This window comes from Paenibacillus sp. GCM10028914, assembly GCF_042666275.1.
Taxonomy (GTDB): domain Bacteria; phylum Bacillota; class Bacilli; order Paenibacillales; family Paenibacillaceae; genus Paenibacillus_AQ.
On record NZ_JBHTFO010000018.1, the window covers coordinates 780,208 to 797,574 of the forward strand.

Here is a 17,367-nt window from a genome sequence, read left to right on the forward strand (position 1 = left end):
GTTGACAAAATGAAAACGGATACATATAATAAAAATACAGTATGGTTTCTCTCCACTCCTATCCAATAATTGCACATTTGTGCGGCCGCCTTCCTTTAGGGAGGCGGTTCTTTTTTTGTTGTATCCCCTTACATGATTGGATGTTCATAACCCTGAACTCTATCAAACCTGACCTTTTCACCAAAATATGCTATAGTGATAGATATGATTTGTAGAAGATTTGGGGAAATTGCCAGATACATAGAGTTAATGAGACATCATGCGGAGTGAAATATATGGTTTCCGCGACAGCTTTGTGAATCCTTGTTCTTACATGAAGAAAGATTGGGCCGGGATAAGACACACAGATGGCGAGGGAGGAATTAAAAAATCATATGACGGATTCCGAATTGATTTTTGAAATCAAGCAAGGAAATGTGGATTTATATTCTGAATTAATGCGAAGATACCAACGAAAAATATTAGCTTTTGTATATCATATGTTAAAAAGTTCTAATTTGGAGCTATTAGCGGAGGACTTATGTTCTGAAACGTTCTACAAAGCTTTCCGGAGTTTGCACTCCTTCCGGGAGGTAGATGCATCGTTTTCAACATGGCTTTATACAATTGCGCGAAATACGGTCCTAAGTGAACTACGTAAACAGCGAAGCGGTACACTTCCATTGGAGGAAAGCGGTGTTGTACCAGTTGCTCCTATGGAAATTGCTCCGGAACAAGCGATTCTTAGACGTGAGCGTGTCTCTTTAGTTAGGGATGCGATCAATAACTTACCTGAAAAACAGCGTTCGGCCTTGATTTTACGCGAGTATGACCAGTTGGATTACCAAGAGATTGCAAGCATACTGGGACAATCGGTCAGTTCAGTCAAATCTTTACTGTTTAGAGCGCGTTGTAGTGTGAAAATTCAGCTTGAACCTTATTTCTCTGAGCCGGTTTACAAGGAAATTGAAGGGATGAGCAGGAGATGAAATGCGAGGAAGCCCAAGAGCTGATGGAATATGTCTGGGATCTCCCAGACGATGATCTTAGGCGAATCAGGCTGAGACAGCACGTACAGACGTGTGGCTCGTGTGCTATGGAATATGAAATGTGGGAAGATAGTCTCAGGCTTGTACATGTATTGGAGTATGAGGTATCAGAAGCACGCGCTGAAACGCTCAATCGAAATGTGATGGATCGGATTTATCGTGATTTTCCAAGGTTTGTTGAAGAGAACGAAAAAGGCAATTTAGTAGGCCGTATATTCCGCAAACGGCTAACCCTTATGATCTCTGGCTTTGCGGCATTGTTTGGGAGCAGTTTTTTATATTTTGCGATGAAAGGCAATACTAAGGAACCGAAACCCGAGATGCCGGTAACAGGTATACTGCCAACAGGAGTAGTAGGTGATGGCTCGATTACGAGTCAGTCACAGCAGTATAATATCCCTGGAATAAACAGTGGTATTATCGACCCGATGGTTGTGAATATGGACCCAAGTCAACCGCAGTATTGGATGCTTTTGTCCATTTTGGGTGTAGGACTTGCATTGTTCTTTTTAATGAGATTAAACAGAATTGTAAGACGATAATATGATAAGACTTTAGAAATTTCACAATAAGGAGGCTAAAGAATGCTGATTGGTTTTATTCGTCATGGTCTTACGGAATGGAACGCGCTTGGGAAGATACAAGGACAGACAGATATTCCCCTGAATGAAGAAGGCCGATTACAAGCTAAAATGCTCGGTGAGCGTCTATTGCATGAACCCTTTACATGGGACTTTATTATTAGCAGCGGTTTATCTCGTGCTGAAGAGACCGCCTCAATTATATCCTCCATCTTGGATATCCCTATGCTTGAACCGGATCTCCGATTGCGTGAACGTGCTTATGGTAAAATTGAGGGGTTGACGGCTGCTGAACGTGAGACATTGTATGGGTTGGAGTGGCATCTGCAGGACTTAGGACAGGAGAAGGACCTGGAATTACAGGCGAGAGGGATGGCTTTTTTGGAGGAAATGTGGACGAAGTATCCTGATCGTAATATGCTCGTGGTTAGTCATGGCGGTTTTCTTGCTCAGCTGTACAATGTGTTGTATAAAGATCGTTGTCAAGAAAGAATCGGTAATTTATCTTTGACCATATTGGAGAAAAAGGATATGGATTGGGTTCCGCATCTGTTTAACTGCACCAGACATTTACTGGAAAAAAAGCACTGATTCGAATAAATTCGGATCAGTGTTTTATTTTCAAACTATACCGAGTGGATAAAGGAGTATGACATCATGATTATGCAGAAGTTAGTACGATTATCAGAACATGTGGTGTACCTGCCACCTTATCAGGAAACGGATCGTCCTGTTTTGGCGGCAATTTCGGGAGAGAGATATACACTACTTATGGATGCGGGGAATTCTTCAAGCCATGCGAAACTTTGGTTGTCTCAATTGGCTGAACATAATATTAAAGGGGACTGGCTGGTATTAACGCATTGGCATTGGGATCATGTATTTGGTCTGAGCGAAATGCCTATACCTAGCTTGTGTAATACAGAAACATTTGAACGTATCATAGAAATGCAGAAGCTTTCATGGGAAGACCAAGCGATCGATGAGCGTGTGAAGGAAGGAACCGAAATTCTCTTTTGCGCTGATGCGATGAAAAAAGAGCTTGGATCAGATCGAAACATCCGAATTAAAGCGCCAGATATCACCTTCTCGAGTAAAATGACATTTAATTTGGGAGGAATCACCTGCATTATTGAGCATGTTGGTGGAGATCATTCGCCTGATTCAACTGTCCTATATGTGCCGGAAGAAAAAATACTGTTCCTTGGCGACTGTCTTTATGCCAATATGTATGCCAAAGAGTGGTGCTACACGCGTGAGAAAGTAGTGGAAATGATCTCGAAACTTGAGCAATATGATGTTGAAATCGCGATATTGTCTCATGGTATGGAGCCTTTGAATAAGCAGGAATACAAGGCTTTCCTTGAACTTCTTATCAATGCCACCGATTTAGCGAATCGCTTTAAGGGGGACATCAAGCAGGTTACCGATGAAATGTCTTCTATGCTAAAGAGACCGCTGAATGAACTGGAAACCGAAACGATACAATTTTCGATAAATGGTTATAGACAATAAGCTCATTATCTCTAAGAATTGAAAGCCCCTTAAAGGGGCTTTTTTTATAATCCGATGTATAGTCGTAAGCATTGTCCTCCTTCACATTCTTTGAATGAAATAATTGGAAAATTTATTACTTACCCCAAATAGAAAAAGTTGAGAAACTTTAGTTATTTATGTTTATAAAGATCGATTTCCGTTAAAAATGTGGACAACATTATGTTGAGACATGTATCAAATGGCCTGAATATTCCCATAATGGAAGTAAAACAGTGAGGGCGATGGAAGATGAATCTAGCGGATATGCTCACTTATGCCGACATTGGACAGTTAAGCAACATAGCCAGCTATTACGATTGCGATTGCAAGCGTAATTCCAAGCATGATCTGATACAAAGCATCCTGATTAAACTAGGCAGGAGAGAGTATTTCGAGGAACTGATGGGACATTTGTCTGAAGCGGATCTTCGATTTTTAAACAGTCTTGTATTCGATACACGAAGTGGCTACAGCTTGGAAGAATTAGTGGCAACGGTTCGTCAAGCATCGGCGGAGACAGTTTCTGAGAAAAAGGGTAAGCAAGAAAAAGGTGAGAGCCCTCGTGAAGCTGTAGCCAGATATCGACGAAGCGGGTGGCTGTTCAATGGATTTACTCACTCAACAAAATATACCTTCCAGGTTCCATCAGACTTAAAGCAAAAATTTCGGGATGTGTTAGGGCAAAGGCTTCAAGAAAGGTTACTTCTCTCTGCAGAACCTAATGTCTATCGAGACGAGCAAGGGCTGTTATCAGCCGATATGAAAATTCTTCTGAAATATATTGAGTCTCAAGAAATCGAACTGAATACAGAGGGATTTATGTATCGCAGGTACCAGCAGCAACTAATGACTTCACTCCACATTAATGAACCTCTGATTTCTAAAGGGGAATGGCGTTTTGGATATGGGCGATCTTTTACCGAATATCCTGACAGATTGGCACTTCTTTATGATTACGCCTATGCGCGCCACTGGATTCGAGAAACAGGCAACAGACTGGTTCTAACAGAGCGTGGAAAGGAATGTCTTGAAGAAGGAAATGAAATAAGTGTGATACAGATATTCAGCTTTTGGTTAAGACTTTATAAAGGAGCCGTTCCTAACCTATCCTCTTTGGTGTACTGGATCAGTCAGTGCTCAAAAGAATGGGTGAGCGCGGCATCTCTTTACGAATCACTGGGGTGGTTAATCCGTCCATTCTACTATGACACTTCCCATACGATTTTAGAACAGCGCGTCATTCGGATGCTGATGCATTTAGGACTGATACGGATCGGGGAAAGTGAGCAATCGGGTACCGTTATTCGAATGACGGCTCTTGGCCATAAAGCGGCTGGGGCGTGTCTACATATCGGCGATTCAGATTATTACTGAATTGACAAAACAAGCTCGTCATTGCTACAATCACTCCCACTAATCGAAGGGGTGATCCGGAAATGAATTATGAGTACAAAGGATGTTGGCCATCAATCCATTCCTCTGTGTTTGTTGCTGAAGGCGCGAAGAATATAGGGAATGTGAGAATTGGAGCCGAATCAACGATTTGGTTTAATGCAGTACTGAGAGGCGACTTGGCTCCAATAATCATCGGGGAGAGATGCAACATTCAAGATGGGGTTGTGGGACACGTCAACAATGATCAGCCGCTCATGTTAGCCGATGAGGTTTCCGTTGGACATTCAGCGATCATTCACGGTTGTAGGATTGGGGAAGGTTCTTTGATTGGAATGGGTGCCATTGTGTTAAATGGAGCTGACATTGGTGAATACGCTTTAATCGGTGCGGGATCCATTGTAACTGAAAATAAAGTGATCCCGCCCTATACGCTTTCGCTTGGCACACCAGCTAAGGTGATTCGTGAATTAACAGAAGAAGATTTGCTTCGTATGAAGCAAACCATGCAAAGTTATGTGCTAAAAGGGAAAGAATACAGGCAATTCTAAATAACGGTTGGAGGTGCATCCTAATGGATAAAATGAAGGTTACTTACGAAGTAATGTTAAGTCTGGCTGCGGAGATGGTATGGGACGAGGCTTTGCGAAAGCATCGGAGTGAGGAGCTTTATAAAGGAATTGACGAGGCGCTTGCTTCGGGCGATGAGTTAGCTTTCCGAAACCTGACGGATGAACTGAAAACTTTAAATTAGAAGAAATGCGTATGCATTTCTTCTTTTTTTTGCCTAAATATAGGGTGAAAAGTATAATGGAGAAGTTAACATATGGAAAAGGAAGGATGTACAGCATGAAATTTAGTGAAGTGGATGAACAAACATGGCCGGATCTTCAATTGTATTATGATACTTGTGTAATTCCATATACAGGACTAACAGGAAAAGAAACTCCTTGGGAGGCCACGTCATCACTAGAGAGGCTTCGAGATTTTATGGATTTAGTAGAGATCCCCTTTAAGGGAAGAGTTGTTACATATCCTGCCATGCAGTATGGGGGAGAGGGAATGCTAAAGTCATTAAACGACATTTGTCATAATGTCAAATCTGCAGGGTTTACTTATGTAATCGTAATGACAGCCGATATTGAGCTGGATCAGCAAGATATACCTGAAAGCGCATTAGTCCTGTCACAGCCTAGAATTTCTGCCCGTGGGGAAGGACCGATTTCGGTAACGATAACTAACCTGATCAGTGAATTGTGGCAAAATTCAGACCAAGCCTAATTGTGACGAAAAACCGACAATTTATGTAGAGAACAATGGAAGTGGAGCCAAATTTAAGTTTCCAATTCTTGACGGTCTGGGGTGCCTAAGATATTATTATTATGTCCTAGTACGTCGTGTGATATTAATCATTGAAAACACTTAAAATGGTTGACAAAGGGGGTTGAACACAGTATGAGTCACAACCACAATGACGAGCATGAAGAGTCGCACAAACCACCCCGGCTGAAAGAAATGTCCCGCAGACAGTTTCTTACCTATACGTTGGGCGGCGCCACAGCTTATATGGCGGGTGGAGTAGTACTACCAATGCTCCGGTTTGCCGTGGATCCTATTCTTCAAGAGAGTGAAGAAGGGGCTTTCGTTAAGGTAGCTGAATTGAGCAAGATTACCAATGATCCGCAAGAGTTTCATTTTGAGCTGAAGCAGCAAGACGGCTGGTATACCAGCAAGGCATCCTTGACGGCTTGGATCCGCAAGAATGACCAGGGAGATATACTTGCCCTTTCACCGATCTGTAAGCACCTAGGTTGCTTGGTCGGTTGGAACAACAACAAGAGTTATAAGGACGAGTATTATTGTCCATGTCACGGTGCGCGCTACACACCAGATGGAAAGAACCTTGCCGTTGCGCCTAAACCACTGGATATGTACACAGTTAAAGTGGATAAGGACTGGATATACCTCGGCGAGATTGTACCAAATACCGTAGCGAAATAGGAGGCGTAGATTCGGATGTTGAAGAATGTCTACAACTGGATTGACGAGCGTCTCGATATCACGCCGATTTGGAGAGACGTTGCGGACCATGAGGTTCCGGAGCACGTTAACCCCGCGCACCACTTCTCCGCGTTTGTTTATTGTTTCGGCGGCTTGACGTTTTTTATTACAGTAATCCAGATTTTGTCGGGAATGTTCCTGACGATGTATTATGTACCGGATATTATAAACGCTTACGCCAGTGTAGAGTTTTTGCAGACGAAGGTGGCCTTCGGTCAAATCGTCCGCGGTATGCATCACTGGGGGGCAAGTTTGGTCATCGTAATGATGTTCCTACATACGATGCGTGTCTTCTTCACAGGTTCTTATAAAGCGCCTCGTGAAATGAACTGGGTTGTTGGTATGCTAATCTTCTTCGTCATGCTGGGTCTTGGTTTGACGGGCTACCTGTTACCTTGGGATAACAAAGCTTACTTTGCGACAAAGGTTACATTGGAGATTGCAAACTCTGTACCTTGGGCTGGACCGGTCATTAAGGAACTGCTGCAAGGTGGTACTATCGTCGGTGCCGAAACGTTAACTCGTTTCTTCGCCATTCACGTGTTCTTCCTTCCGGCTGTATTGCTGGCCCTATTGGTAGGGCACTTTATCATGATCCGCAGACAGGGTATTTCCGGACCACTATAAGAAGAAGGGAGGCATATTCATGGCACACGGTAACAAATCGGATGAAAAAGTAGTATTCGTAGGCGATTCCCGTGTACGAAAAGGAAATGGCTTTATCGTACCTCCCGACTATACGGCGTATCCTGGAAAGTCGGAAGCGTTTATACCGAACTTCCTATTGAAGGAATGGATGGTAGGGGTCGTTGTATTGGTAGGATTCTTGGTATTAACAATATCGGAGCCTGCGCCTCTTGGCTATCCGGCAGATCCGGGTGCATCTGTAATCCCGATGCCGGACTGGTACTTCTTGTTCTTATATGAATATTTGAAGCTACCGTATGCATCAGGTGATTATGTAGTACTTGGAACATTGGGTGTTAGTGGAGTAGCCTTCGGTGCACTGTTACTCGTTCCTTTCTTGGATACAGGGAAAGAACGTCGTTTTTATAAACGTCCAATAACCTCCGCTCTTATGTTCCTGTCTATTATTGCCGTAATTTTTTTGACTAACTCAGCCTGGACACATTATGAGGAGCAATTGGAAGCTACTGGGCAAGTACCTGAACACATTGAGCGTGAAGAGAAAGCGCTAGAGAGACGTGAACAGGGTCTTCCACCAGAGTCGAATGCCAAGCAGGCTGCCTCTGATGAGGTTGCTATTGTAGACAAGGATAATCCTGCAATGGAAACGCTTAAGAAGGCAGGTTGTATTACTTGCCATGCTGCTGATATGAATGGGCAAGGTAACGCGCCTTCACTACGTGGTGTAGGTGACAGTCTGGATAAAGAAACCATTGCCGGCATTATCAAGGATGGTAGAGGTCAAATGCCATCAATGCATGACCAAGCTATAAATGCAGGTGTCACTGAAGAAGAACTTGACCAATTGGCTGAATGGCTTGCCAGTCAGAAAACTGCAGAGTAATATAATAATGAACCTGATCGTATCTTACGGTCAGGTTTTTTAATGAAGAAAAAGATGTTTTATATGCAGAAGAGATGTCGAACGGGAGGGTGCAAGGTTGTCTGTTACATATTTGTGGAGCCGGGAATTTCTATCCAAACGGCTTATCTTATGGGTTTTATTAATAAGTAATGCACTAGGAACGGTATATGGTTATATCTGGTACGGAGGTCAACTCCAGGATACAGCGTCGAATTATTCTACATGGTTACTTCCATTCGTACCTGATAGTCCAACTGCGAGTTTATTCTTCAGTTTGGCTCTGATTATGTTGTTATACCCACCTAAAAACCTGGCTGGTTTATTATTTCAGCAGTTGATTGAAGCACTAGCGGTAGTTACATCGGTCAAATATGGTATTTGGGCAGTCGCTATGATCTTTGCAGGAGCAGCACAAGGTAGCGAACTCATATGGCAGGACTGGATGCTGATCGCCTCTCACACAGCTATGGCTATAGAAGCACTGCTCTTTGTGAAGCTATTCCATATTAGATGGACGGCTTTATTTGCAGCCATTGCGTGGACACTTCTTAATGATACTGTAGATTATACCTTTGGCGTATTTCCATATCTCCCTGGCCCGCTTTATAATCATTTAGGAGTAGTTGAGGCCTTTACCTATGGATTAACCCTGTTCAGTGGTTTCTTGGCGTGGATTACTATCAGACTTTCGACAACACAATCAAAGTAGTATCAGTTGTTCTAGGGACATCCCTCCTACCATACATTATGGTAGGAGGGATGTCCTATGTTTCGGAAATTAATTCAATGGTCAGCGGGTGTATCCGCTTTATTCTTGTTGTTCGGATTTTGTTCTTTAAAAATTGCTTGGGGGAGCCAAGATCAAAAAGAGGAGAAACCTTCACCAGCTGCTACCCTCCAAGCAAATGCGCTAAACCTTGAGGTGGAGAAATTGTATCAGCTTGTAGAGGAAGGTAATTTGATCGCAACTAACGAGTCTTTAAGGCGAGTACAAAGCTTGTTTGAGGCATCGTCTTTCAAGGGATTGACTAGTGTTGAGGGAATCCAAGTACTTGCTGAAAGCATTGTCGAGATGAAGGAGACAACAGCAAGTGCCAAGCTTGAACCGAAGCAGTGGATGATGTCCGCTGGCAAGCTTCGACTTGCGGTAGATAGTCTTACCCATCCTAAAGACGGAATCTGGCTTCAATATTATAAAGTAATAAGAGAAGACTTGCAGATGATGGAACAAAGTGCAGCCAAACAGGATCGGGATGGGATTAAAAAAGCTTATACCACCCTCGAGGACCATTATGAATTAATTCGTCCCGCACTCGTTATACAACGTAAGCCGGAAGAAGTATCTATGATTGAATCGTGGTTATCTTATGCAGGCGGCGTAGTCTCAACTTCAAACCCATCACAAGTGAGGGAGATGATTCCTCAAGGCGAAGCTATTGTGAATATATTGTTTGGTAAGAAAAAAGATGAACCTGCACTTGCAGCTCTAGGTGAAGTTGAAGGACCATGGTTTGGGCGTCTATTCTTTGCAGCCTTTATCCTTTCTGTACTGACCTTTGTAGCATATCGTAAATATAAAGGGCAGAAGAACGGGTTTTATCCGTTATTCCCTAAAACGTGAGAAGAATAGCCTGGGTAACCGGGCTATTCTTCTTTAAATCCTTCACCATGAACATCGTTTACTTCATTAATAATGATGAAGGCGCGGGGATCGACGGCTTTAACTATTCCATTCAAACGTCTAGTTTCCTGTCTTGGAACGACACAGTAGGCTATGTGCTTTGTTTCTTTGGTGTAGGCGCCGATAGCAGGAATAAGCGTTACTCCACGTTCGAGCTCAGTGGTGATACGATCGGCAATTTCAGGCGCTTTATCACTAATAATTGTACACGCTTTGGCTGAATATGCTCCTTCTTGAATGAAATCAATTACCTTAGAAGCGATGAATACAGCTACAAGGGTATACAGTATTTTTTCAAGTGGAATGTATAGTAGTGATGTTCCGATGATGATAATATCCAAACCTAAAATAACCTGACCCATGCTATAGCCAAATTTACGGTTGAAGATTCGTGCAATGATGTCTGATCCGCCGGTCGTTCCCCCGAAACGAAATACGATTCCAAGGCCAGCCCCTAGGGTTACACCAGCATATAGAGAGGCAAGGATATAATCATGTTCTGTTTGGAATGGTATAATCCAGCCCTGATCAATCAACTTCTCAATTAGCCATAGGAAAAAGGTCAATGAGGCGATCCCAATTCCCGTGTAAATCGATTGGCGTCCGCCTAATATTTTAACCCCGATATAGAATAGCGGTATGTTAATCAGTAGTGTCGATAATGATGTGGGTATATTAAATGCATAATTCAAAAGCACGGTTATACCGGTAACGCCACCCTCCATCAATTGGTTTGGGATAATAAAGTATAGCAGTCCGAAGGCATAAATCCCTGTACCTACGATAATCGGTATAATCATTTGAAGCTGACTTATTAGTTTAGACTTTTTCATAGGATACCTCACATTTGTGTTCAAATATTGCATTCCTATATAAGATCCGTATCTTTTCCATAGTATATACCTTTTAAAATGTAATAAAAAATATTTGTTTTCAAATCCGCTTTACGATAACATAGTTGTAAAACGTTGCTGATTATTGCGTTGAATAAATTACACAGCATATGGAGGGGTGCCGAAGATGGAGAAGTCAATGGCAGAAATGCAGCGTGAAGTTGATCGTTACATATCGCAATTTAAAGAAGGTTACTTCAGTCCCTTATCCATGATGGCGCGCATGTCGGAGGAAGTAGGTGAACTTGCCAGAGAGGTAAATCACCAATTTGGAGAAAAACCGAAAAAACCGGAAGAAGCTGAAAATTCCATTGAAATGGAACTCGGTGATATTTTATTTATTGCCATATGCTTCGCTAATTCGCTAGGTATTGATCTGGCGGAAGCGCATGATAAGGTTATGCATAAATTTAACACCAGAGACGCGAATCGCTGGACGAAAGTGAACACGGATTAGATTAAATGTACATATGCTGTACCAAAACCCAAAAACGGGGGAGGGACAGCCAGTGAAACCAGACAATTATATTCAAAAAGCGTACCATTTCATCCTGCAAAATGATTTTGAAGAGGCGCTCCGTTGGTTTGAAGCGGCAATCCTTGCGAATCCGGGTGATGCTGAGGTGCATTATCGTTGTTCAATCACTTATGGACGTAGCGGCAGATTGGGTCAGGCGATCCATCATGCGAAAGAGGCGGTGCGTCTTCAAGTGGATAAACCAGAGTACCATCTGCATCTCCAGCACGTGGAAGCACTACAACTTGTTCAAGAGGCTCGCAAGATGGTGGAAGGAAAGACAGATACACAACCTTCAGAACTTTATCAGGCCGTAGGTCTGCTGAAATCAGCAATTACGAAGGATCCTTTGCACAGAGAAGCTTATGTATGGCTGGCGCTTGTATACAGTGAATTGAATGATCATCCTCTAGCGATAGCCACTTTAAAGGAAGTTATCAGCTTATATCCACAGGAGAGTGGACTTCAACATATAATGGAGGAATTGAAAAAACGCTTGAAATCGTATGTGCTGGATTCATCAACAGAATGAGAGTGGAGGAATGTTGAGAATGTCAAAAGTAATCCGAGTTGCGGTCGTTGGTGCAGGTGGTCGCATGGGCAAAGAAGTCGTGAAACTAGTTATCGAGGATCCTAATCTGGAGCTTGTTGCTGCGGTTAATCGAAGTGATGCGGGTACCGATGCTGGCATACTCGTCAATCTTCCGGCTTGTGGTGTGAAGGTGACATCTGATTTGGAGATGGCACTCGTAGAACAAAAACCAGATGTTATGGTTGATTTTACGACACCGCAATTTGCGTATACAAATACAGCTTTAGCTATTAAGCATGGAGTTCGTCCTGTTATCGGTACTACTGGCTTTACTCCAGAACAAATCGAAGAGTTGGACGAGCAGTGTTTAGCTCGTGGAATCGGTGGACTTATCGCTCCGAACTTTTCTATAGGAGCCATCTTAATGATGAAATTTGCAGCTCAAGCGGCTAAATATTTACCACATGTTGAGATTATCGAAACACATGGTGATCAAAAACTCGATGCTCCATCCGGAACTTCCATTAAAACAGCCGAGATGATTGCAGCGAATCGGGAAGAGCTTCGTCAGGGAAATCCGAAAGAAGAGGAGACGATTGAAGGAGCAAGAGGCGGTTATTATAATGGTTTCCGTATTCACAGTGTTCGTCTACCGGGTGTCTTTGCACAGCAAGAAGTTATTTTCGGAGGATACGGTCAAAGCTTGAAGATTCGACATGACTCTTATGAGCGGGCCGGGTACATGCCTGGTGTGAAGATGGCAGTTGAGAAAGTAATGGAATACACGGGTATGATCTACGGGTTTGATCACTTCATCGACTAGGAGGAGAAGACATAATGAAAATTGCATTTATAGCGCATGATCGAAAAAAAGAAGAAATGGTTAACTTTGTTATTGCTTATGAACCGGTTTTTGAGGGGCATGATTTATACTCAACAGGCACAACAGGCACTCGAATTATGGAACAAACAAATTTACATATCCATCGCTTTATGTCGGGTCCACTAGGTGGAGATCAGCAGATCGGTGCGATGATAGCCACGAATGAAATGGATCTCATTATATTTTTGCGCGACCCACTGATGGCTCAGCCGCACGAGCCAGATATTAGCGCGCTTCTTCGCCTCTGTGATGTTCAAGGAATTCCGCTTGCCACCAACATCGCTACCGCTGAAATTCTTGTCAAAGCACTCGATCGAGGGGATTTAAGTTGGAGAGAGCTTGTGGATAAATATAAACCAGGTACAGATGCATGACCCAGAAGCTGGATATCTTGATCTTCGGAGCGCATGCGGATGATGCTGAGATCGGCATGGCAGGTACGATTGTTAAGCATACTTCAGCAGGATTTTCTGTAGGTATTTGTGATTTAACGGCTGCGGAAATGTCATCCAATGGGACCGTGGAGCTGAGGAAAGATGAAGCTAACCATGCCTCGAAAGTTCTCGGGCTAAAGATGCGTAGCAACTTGGAGTTGCCGGATCGAGGGTTATTTGTAACTCCTGAGAATATTGAGAAAATAACGGCAGAGATACGGAAATATTCTCCGTCGATTGTGTTTGCACCGTATTGGGAAGATCGCCATCCTGATCACATTGCTTGCAGCAAGCTTGTTGAGGAGGCGGTGTTCAATGCGAAACTTCGCCGGTATTTGCCGGATCAGCCTCCAGTACAGGTGGACGAGCTTTATTATTATTTTATTAATGATCTGGGTAGAGTGGATTTGATGGTAGATGTTTCTGCTTACTATGGTAAGAAGGAAGAGGCACTTTCCTGTTATCAATCCCAATTCGCAAAAACGCACCAGAATGCCGTCTCTACTCCATTAACTGAAGGCTACATCGAACGTGTACGTGCCAGAGATTCTTTGCTTGGGCAGCGTAAGTTGATCCCATTTGCGGAAGGTTTCGCAACAAAAAAACCGTACACGGTTGATGTATTCAACTCCAAATAAGGTATAACATTTAGACTTAGGTGTTACGAAAGGATTCTCTATATGACCAATCATCAGCCGTTAAAAATAGGCATAACTTGCTATCCCTCTTTGGGCGGCTCGGGCGTTGTAGCTACCGAACTCGGAAAGCTGCTCGCAGAACAAGGGCATCAGGTGCATTTTATAGCTCACAGCATTCCTTTTCGATTAGGAAGTTTTCATAAAAATATTTTTTATCATGAAGTCGAAGTGAATGATTATTATGTGTTCAAAAATCGACCTTACGATCTGTCACTTGCGAGTAAGATGGCACAGGTAGCCAAGATGCAGCAGCTGGATATACTACATGTCCATTATGCTGTCCCTCATGCCGTATGCGCATTCTTGGCAAAGCAAATGGTAGGAGATCAGCTGAAAGTGGTTACAACTCTGCATGGTACGGACATTACTGTATTAGCACAGGATGAGTCACTGAAAGATTTAATTCGACTTGCTATTAACGAGAGTGACGCCGTCACTGCTGTATCCCAGGACTTAATCCGGGAAACACGGGAAGTATTGGATATTAATCGTGAAATCGATTTGACATATAATTTTGTGGACCATCGAGTTTATTATCCGAGAGACTCTGCTTCACTTAGACGTGACTTCGCAGCCCCTGGTGAAAGGGTCTTAATGCATATATCTAATTTTCGTCCAGTTAAGCGTGTAGGCGATGTAGTTGACATCTTTGCACGGGTTAGTGAACAAGTTCCATCGAAACTGCTGCTTGTAGGTGAAGGACCAGATCTGCCTAAGATCCAGTGTCGAATCAATGAACTGGGACTCAGCGACAGAGTACATTTTCTTGGGAAACAGGATGAAATTGCACATGTTATATCCATGGCTGATGTTCTTCTGCTTCCTTCGGAGAAAGAAAGTTTTGGTCTTGTCGCTTTGGAAGCGATGGCTTGCGGAGTTCCAACTGTCGGTTCTATTGCTGGAGGTATTCCAGAGCTTATCACGCATGGTGAAACAGGCTTTTTAGCTCCGGTCGGAGATAGTGGTCAGATGGCGGAATACGTCATTGATATTTTTAAAGATGATCAACTGCATGAGAGCCTTAGGGAAGCGTGCCTTCAAAGATCGAGAACATTCTTTTGTAATGAACTGATTCGCAGCAAGTATGAACAAATATATTACCGAGTATTGGGGCGGGAGGTTAACGAGCTGAATCCGGTTTGTGGATAGGCTCGTCTCTCGTCCGTTTTTCGGATAGAAGGAACGGGAGACTGATGACTGAACAGTACCATAATATTGTATGGCAGTGTGCAGACTCCGAGATGGCGTCTGGAAGTGCTGAAATAATCCGTACGCTTAATGACCATGGTTATGAGGCGTATTGGGTTGGAGGTTGCGTCAGAGACGAGTATATGGGACGCAAGGTAAGTGATATGGATATTACAACCTCCGCTCTACCTGAAATTACAAGTACATTATTTCCTAAGGTCATTCCGACGGGGATAAAGCATGGGACGGTTACCGTGATCGAAAAAGGACAGCCCTTTGAGGTGACAACATACCGAGTTGAAAGTGGCTATGAAGATCACAGGCACCCAACACAAGTTGTATTTGTTAGTCAGGTGGAAGAAGATTTAAGAAGACGGGATTTCACCATGAATGCGATGGCACTCGGCATTGACGGCGTCTGGGTAGATCCTTTCGAAGGCAGAAGAGATATTGATTCGCACATCATTCGTTGTGTCGGTGATGCCAAAGTACGCTTTCGTGAGGATGCGCTCAGAATGATCCGTTGTATCCGTTTTGCATCCATATTTGGATTCTCGATTGCTAAGGATACTTGGAAAGGGATCTTGGCTGTAAGAGATACGCTATCATGGATTGCCATGGAACGTATACGCAGTGAACTGGATAAAATGATGGCAGGGCCCGATCCATTAAGAGGATTGGAATTGTTAAAACAGAGCGGTCTACATTCTAGAATGAAAGTCCCATTTCCTTATGAAAATAATGATCCCAACATGATACACGCGATTTCTGTGATTGAGTCTGCACAACTGGATGTTCGCTGGACCCTGCTCATTCATGGATGTGGTATTACAAGCATGGAAGCAGACAAGCTGTTGAGGGAGTGGACTTTCTCTAATCGACGCAGAGAGATGATCCTGGGATTGTTATCGTTACAGGAAGCTTGGGTTACTGAAAGTCGGGGCGATGACCTAGAATCACATCGGTTGCAATGGATAAACGCAGTGCTTAAGCATGGAGCAGAAATCGCAGAGACGTGGCTTAACATGCAGGAGGCGATACAGTCGACTGGAAAGCTATGTGTTTGCGGAGTTTCAATAGAGCAGATGCGACTCTGGCTTGAAGACATACAGGTTAGAAGTCTCAAAGATCTGAACCTAACAGGAAATGAGCTGTTGCAAGCATTAAATCGACGTGGAGGCCCCTGGATGGGGAAGGTGCTTCAAGAGCTGTTAGTGAAATCGGCTGCTGGTTTTATTCCGAATGATAGAGATGCATTGATCGAAGAAGCAAAGCGGGTGATAAAGCATGAAGAACAGTGAGACATTAACGCTGCTTGATATCTTTCAAGAGCAACCAGGGCAGTATCTATCCGGGGAAGAGATTAGCAAGCGTTTATCCATAAGCCGCACTGCGGTGTGGAAACAGATCAATAAGCTCCGGGAAGCTGGATATGAATTTGAAGCTGTATCCCGCCTAGGTTATCGTTTGCTAGAGAAGCCTTTACCACTGGATTCTGCATGGATATCAGCACACGCGGAAGGACGATCTTTTGGCAAGACAATAGAGTTGCTCAATACGACGACTTCCACCCAAGAGGATGCTCGGCGTTTAGCTGAAGCGGGCGCTCCAGAAGGAACGGTTGTACTCGCTGAAGAACAGACCGGTGGACGGGGGCGAATGGGCAAAAAGTTTTTTTCACCTTTTGGTAAAGGAATATGGATGAGTATCCTGTTACGCCCGAAACAGCCCCTGCATTTGACACAACAATTGACACTTTTGACGGGGGTAGCAGTACGTCGAGCGATTCTGAAGACTACTGGTGTAGAAGCAGGGATCAAGTGGCCCAATGACCTACTGATCGATGGGAAGAAAATCTGTGGAATTCTGCTTGAATCGGCTACCGAGGATGATATGGTAAGGTACTGTATTGCCGGAATCGGAATTAGTGTGAATCTAAAAGAAGAAGATTATCCGGAAGAACTAAGGTCCATTGCAACTTCCCTTCGGATTGTTAACGGACAGAATGTTGACAGGAATGAATTGATCTGTTCGATACTGAATGAAATGGAAACGTTGTACGAACTCTATAATGAGCAGGGATTTGAGTCAATTGCTGCGCTGTGGGAATCGGCCTCGGTAACGATGAACCGCGAAGTCAGTGTACATTCTCCTAGAGGGATACTAACCGGAACAGCTGCAGGTCTACACTCCTCAGGAGCATTGCTTGTGAGAAATGCGGATGGAGAGCTTGTCCCTGTATTTTCAGGAGATATACGTATAGAATCGGCAAATGAAACAAGGTGAAAAAATAGCGACTTTTTGTTATACTGTGTTCAGAGGCGGTATCTTCTCTTATGTAGAACTGCACTCTGAGGACAGGAACTATGTTTTTGCAATGGACACCTTCAT

Annotated in this window: 22 protein-coding genes; 21 read left to right on the top strand and 1 reads right to left on the bottom strand. The window is 43.5% G+C overall.

Features of this window, described 5'->3' with window-relative positions:
* Positions 1–374: 374 nt before the first annotated feature.
* The 13 genes from ACFQV5_RS24265 (at position 375) to ACFQV5_RS24325 (ending at position 9,771) form a co-directional block, all read left to right on the top strand.
* On the top strand, positions 375–968 hold the full coding sequence (locus tag ACFQV5_RS24265; protein ID WP_379250848.1) for an RNA polymerase sigma factor: 594 nt from the start codon (positions 375–377) through the stop codon (positions 966–968).
* Positions 965–1,570 (top strand): anti-sigma factor family protein, encoded by a 606-nt coding sequence (locus ACFQV5_RS24270; RefSeq protein WP_379250849.1) that lies wholly within the window; start codon positions 965–967, stop codon positions 1,568–1,570. Before ACFQV5_RS24265 ends, ACFQV5_RS24270 begins: the two co-directional genes overlap by 4 nt.
* Before the next feature lie 42 nt (positions 1,571–1,612).
* Positions 1,613–2,200, top strand: a complete 588-nt coding sequence (locus tag ACFQV5_RS24275) for a histidine phosphatase family protein (protein WP_379250851.1) — start codon at positions 1,613–1,615, stop codon at positions 2,198–2,200.
* Between the two features lie 66 nt (positions 2,201–2,266).
* Complete coding sequence (locus ACFQV5_RS24280; protein WP_379250853.1) at positions 2,267–3,124, top strand: MBL fold metallo-hydrolase; 858 nt, start codon at positions 2,267–2,269, stop codon at positions 3,122–3,124.
* 270 nt (positions 3,125–3,394) lie between these two features.
* The gene (locus tag ACFQV5_RS24285) at positions 3,395–4,519 is read left to right on the top strand and encodes a hypothetical protein (RefSeq protein WP_379250855.1); all 1,125 of its coding nucleotides are present in this window, start codon (positions 3,395–3,397) and stop codon (positions 4,517–4,519) included.
* Between the two features lie 62 nt (positions 4,520–4,581).
* A complete protein-coding gene (locus tag ACFQV5_RS24290; protein WP_379250857.1) occupies positions 4,582–5,088 on the top strand; it encodes a gamma carbonic anhydrase family protein in 507 nt (168 codons plus the stop codon).
* 23 nt (positions 5,089–5,111) lie between these two features.
* Positions 5,112–5,291 carry an IDEAL domain-containing protein gene (locus ACFQV5_RS24295; RefSeq protein ID WP_379250858.1) on the top strand — a complete coding sequence of 60 codons (180 nt, stop codon included), beginning with the start codon at positions 5,112–5,114 and terminating at the stop codon, positions 5,289–5,291.
* 56 nt (positions 5,292–5,347) lie between these two features.
* Positions 5,348–5,818 (top strand): DUF2487 family protein, encoded by a 471-nt coding sequence (locus tag ACFQV5_RS24300; protein WP_379250859.1) that lies wholly within the window; start codon positions 5,348–5,350, stop codon positions 5,816–5,818.
* Positions 5,819–5,992: 174 nt separating this feature from the next.
* Positions 5,993–6,538, top strand: a complete 546-nt coding sequence (locus ACFQV5_RS24305; protein WP_379250861.1) for a QcrA and Rieske domain-containing protein — start codon at positions 5,993–5,995, stop codon at positions 6,536–6,538.
* A 15-nt stretch (positions 6,539–6,553) separates the two neighbouring features.
* On the top strand, positions 6,554–7,225 hold the full coding sequence (gene qcrB, locus ACFQV5_RS24310) for a menaquinol-cytochrome c reductase cytochrome b subunit (RefSeq protein ID WP_379250863.1): 672 nt from the start codon (positions 6,554–6,556) through the stop codon (positions 7,223–7,225).
* A gap of 19 nt (positions 7,226–7,244) precedes the next feature.
* The gene (locus tag ACFQV5_RS24315) at positions 7,245–8,129 is read left to right on the top strand and encodes a menaquinol-cytochrome c reductase cytochrome b/c subunit (RefSeq protein WP_379250865.1); all 885 of its coding nucleotides are present in this window, start codon (positions 7,245–7,247) and stop codon (positions 8,127–8,129) included.
* A 97-nt stretch (positions 8,130–8,226) separates the two neighbouring features.
* Complete coding sequence (locus ACFQV5_RS24320; protein ID WP_379250867.1) at positions 8,227–8,859, top strand: DUF1405 domain-containing protein; 633 nt, start codon at positions 8,227–8,229, stop codon at positions 8,857–8,859.
* Between the two features lie 57 nt (positions 8,860–8,916).
* The gene (locus ACFQV5_RS24325; protein WP_379250869.1) at positions 8,917–9,771 is read left to right on the top strand and encodes a sporulation protein YpjB; all 855 of its coding nucleotides are present in this window, start codon (positions 8,917–8,919) and stop codon (positions 9,769–9,771) included.
* Between the two features lie 23 nt (positions 9,772–9,794).
* Here the strand turns inward: ACFQV5_RS24325 and ACFQV5_RS24330 are convergent, their stop codons facing one another.
* Entirely contained in the window at positions 9,795–10,664 is an 870-nt protein-coding gene (locus tag ACFQV5_RS24330) for a YitT family protein (RefSeq protein WP_379250871.1), read from the bottom strand.
* Between the two features lie 187 nt (positions 10,665–10,851).
* Between ACFQV5_RS24330 and ACFQV5_RS24335 the strand changes: the two genes are divergently transcribed.
* From ACFQV5_RS24335 to ACFQV5_RS24370, 8 genes are read left to right on the top strand one after another with little or no spacing between them, the layout of a single operon-like run.
* Complete coding sequence (locus ACFQV5_RS24335) at positions 10,852–11,181, top strand: nucleotide pyrophosphohydrolase (protein WP_379250873.1); 330 nt, start codon at positions 10,852–10,854, stop codon at positions 11,179–11,181.
* A 52-nt stretch (positions 11,182–11,233) separates the two neighbouring features.
* Positions 11,234–11,773 carry a tetratricopeptide repeat protein gene (locus tag ACFQV5_RS24340; protein ID WP_379250875.1) on the top strand — a complete coding sequence of 180 codons (540 nt, stop codon included), beginning with the start codon at positions 11,234–11,236 and terminating at the stop codon, positions 11,771–11,773.
* 19 nt (positions 11,774–11,792) lie between these two features.
* A complete protein-coding gene (dapB, locus tag ACFQV5_RS24345) occupies positions 11,793–12,596 on the top strand; it encodes a 4-hydroxy-tetrahydrodipicolinate reductase (protein WP_379250877.1) in 804 nt (267 codons plus the stop codon).
* 14 nt (positions 12,597–12,610) lie between these two features.
* Entirely contained in the window at positions 12,611–13,030 is a 420-nt protein-coding gene (gene mgsA / locus ACFQV5_RS24350; RefSeq protein WP_379250879.1) for a methylglyoxal synthase, read from the top strand.
* A complete protein-coding gene (gene bshB1 / locus ACFQV5_RS24355) occupies positions 13,027–13,728 on the top strand; it encodes a bacillithiol biosynthesis deacetylase BshB1 (protein ID WP_379250881.1) in 702 nt (233 codons plus the stop codon). Before mgsA ends, bshB1 begins: the two co-directional genes overlap by 4 nt.
* A 42-nt stretch (positions 13,729–13,770) precedes the next feature.
* Positions 13,771–14,937: an N-acetyl-alpha-D-glucosaminyl L-malate synthase BshA gene (gene bshA / locus ACFQV5_RS24360; RefSeq protein ID WP_379250883.1), complete on the top strand. Its 1,167-nt coding sequence runs from the start codon at positions 13,771–13,773 to the stop codon at positions 14,935–14,937.
* A gap of 44 nt (positions 14,938–14,981) precedes the next feature.
* Entirely contained in the window at positions 14,982–16,277 is a 1,296-nt protein-coding gene (locus ACFQV5_RS24365) for a CCA tRNA nucleotidyltransferase (protein WP_379250885.1), read from the top strand.
* Positions 16,264–17,262 carry a biotin--[acetyl-CoA-carboxylase] ligase gene (locus ACFQV5_RS24370; protein WP_379250887.1) on the top strand — a complete coding sequence of 333 codons (999 nt, stop codon included), beginning with the start codon at positions 16,264–16,266 and terminating at the stop codon, positions 17,260–17,262. The genes ACFQV5_RS24365 and ACFQV5_RS24370 overlap by 14 nt, the downstream gene beginning before the upstream one ends.
* The last annotated feature ends 105 nt before the right edge of the window (positions 17,263–17,367 follow it).

Coding starts and splice junctions, on each gene's coding strand:
- ACFQV5_RS24295 (WP_379250858.1), top strand. CDS start 5,112: ATGGATAAAATGAAGGTTACTTACGAAGTAATGTTAAGTCTGGCTGCG.
- ACFQV5_RS24280 (WP_379250853.1), top strand. CDS start 2,267: ATGATTATGCAGAAGTTAGTACGATTATCAGAACATGTGGTGTACCTG.
- ACFQV5_RS24305 (WP_379250861.1), top strand. CDS start 5,993: ATGAGTCACAACCACAATGACGAGCATGAAGAGTCGCACAAACCACCC.
- ACFQV5_RS24265 (WP_379250848.1), top strand. CDS start 375: ATGACGGATTCCGAATTGATTTTTGAAATCAAGCAAGGAAATGTGGAT.
- ACFQV5_RS24365 (WP_379250885.1), top strand. CDS start 14,982: ATGACTGAACAGTACCATAATATTGTATGGCAGTGTGCAGACTCCGAG.
- mgsA (WP_379250879.1), top strand. CDS start 12,611: ATGAAAATTGCATTTATAGCGCATGATCGAAAAAAAGAAGAAATGGTT.
- dapB (WP_379250877.1), top strand. CDS start 11,793: ATGTCAAAAGTAATCCGAGTTGCGGTCGTTGGTGCAGGTGGTCGCATG.
- ACFQV5_RS24285 (WP_379250855.1), top strand. CDS start 3,395: ATGAATCTAGCGGATATGCTCACTTATGCCGACATTGGACAGTTAAGC.
- ACFQV5_RS24300 (WP_379250859.1), top strand. CDS start 5,348: ATGGAGAAGTTAACATATGGAAAAGGAAGGATGTACAGCATGAAATTT.
- ACFQV5_RS24290 (WP_379250857.1), top strand. CDS start 4,582: ATGAATTATGAGTACAAAGGATGTTGGCCATCAATCCATTCCTCTGTG.
- ACFQV5_RS24325 (WP_379250869.1), top strand. CDS start 8,917: ATGTTTCGGAAATTAATTCAATGGTCAGCGGGTGTATCCGCTTTATTC.
- ACFQV5_RS24370 (WP_379250887.1), top strand. CDS start 16,264: ATGAAGAACAGTGAGACATTAACGCTGCTTGATATCTTTCAAGAGCAA.
- ACFQV5_RS24270 (WP_379250849.1), top strand. CDS start 965: ATGAAATGCGAGGAAGCCCAAGAGCTGATGGAATATGTCTGGGATCTC.
- ACFQV5_RS24330 (WP_379250871.1), bottom strand. CDS start 10,664: ATGAAAAAGTCTAAACTAATAAGTCAGCTTCAAATGATTATACCGATT.
- qcrB (WP_379250863.1), top strand. CDS start 6,554: ATGTTGAAGAATGTCTACAACTGGATTGACGAGCGTCTCGATATCACG.
- ACFQV5_RS24335 (WP_379250873.1), top strand. CDS start 10,852: ATGGAGAAGTCAATGGCAGAAATGCAGCGTGAAGTTGATCGTTACATA.
- bshB1 (WP_379250881.1), top strand. CDS start 13,027: ATGACCCAGAAGCTGGATATCTTGATCTTCGGAGCGCATGCGGATGAT.
- ACFQV5_RS24275 (WP_379250851.1), top strand. CDS start 1,613: ATGCTGATTGGTTTTATTCGTCATGGTCTTACGGAATGGAACGCGCTT.
- ACFQV5_RS24315 (WP_379250865.1), top strand. CDS start 7,245: ATGGCACACGGTAACAAATCGGATGAAAAAGTAGTATTCGTAGGCGAT.
- bshA (WP_379250883.1), top strand. CDS start 13,771: ATGACCAATCATCAGCCGTTAAAAATAGGCATAACTTGCTATCCCTCT.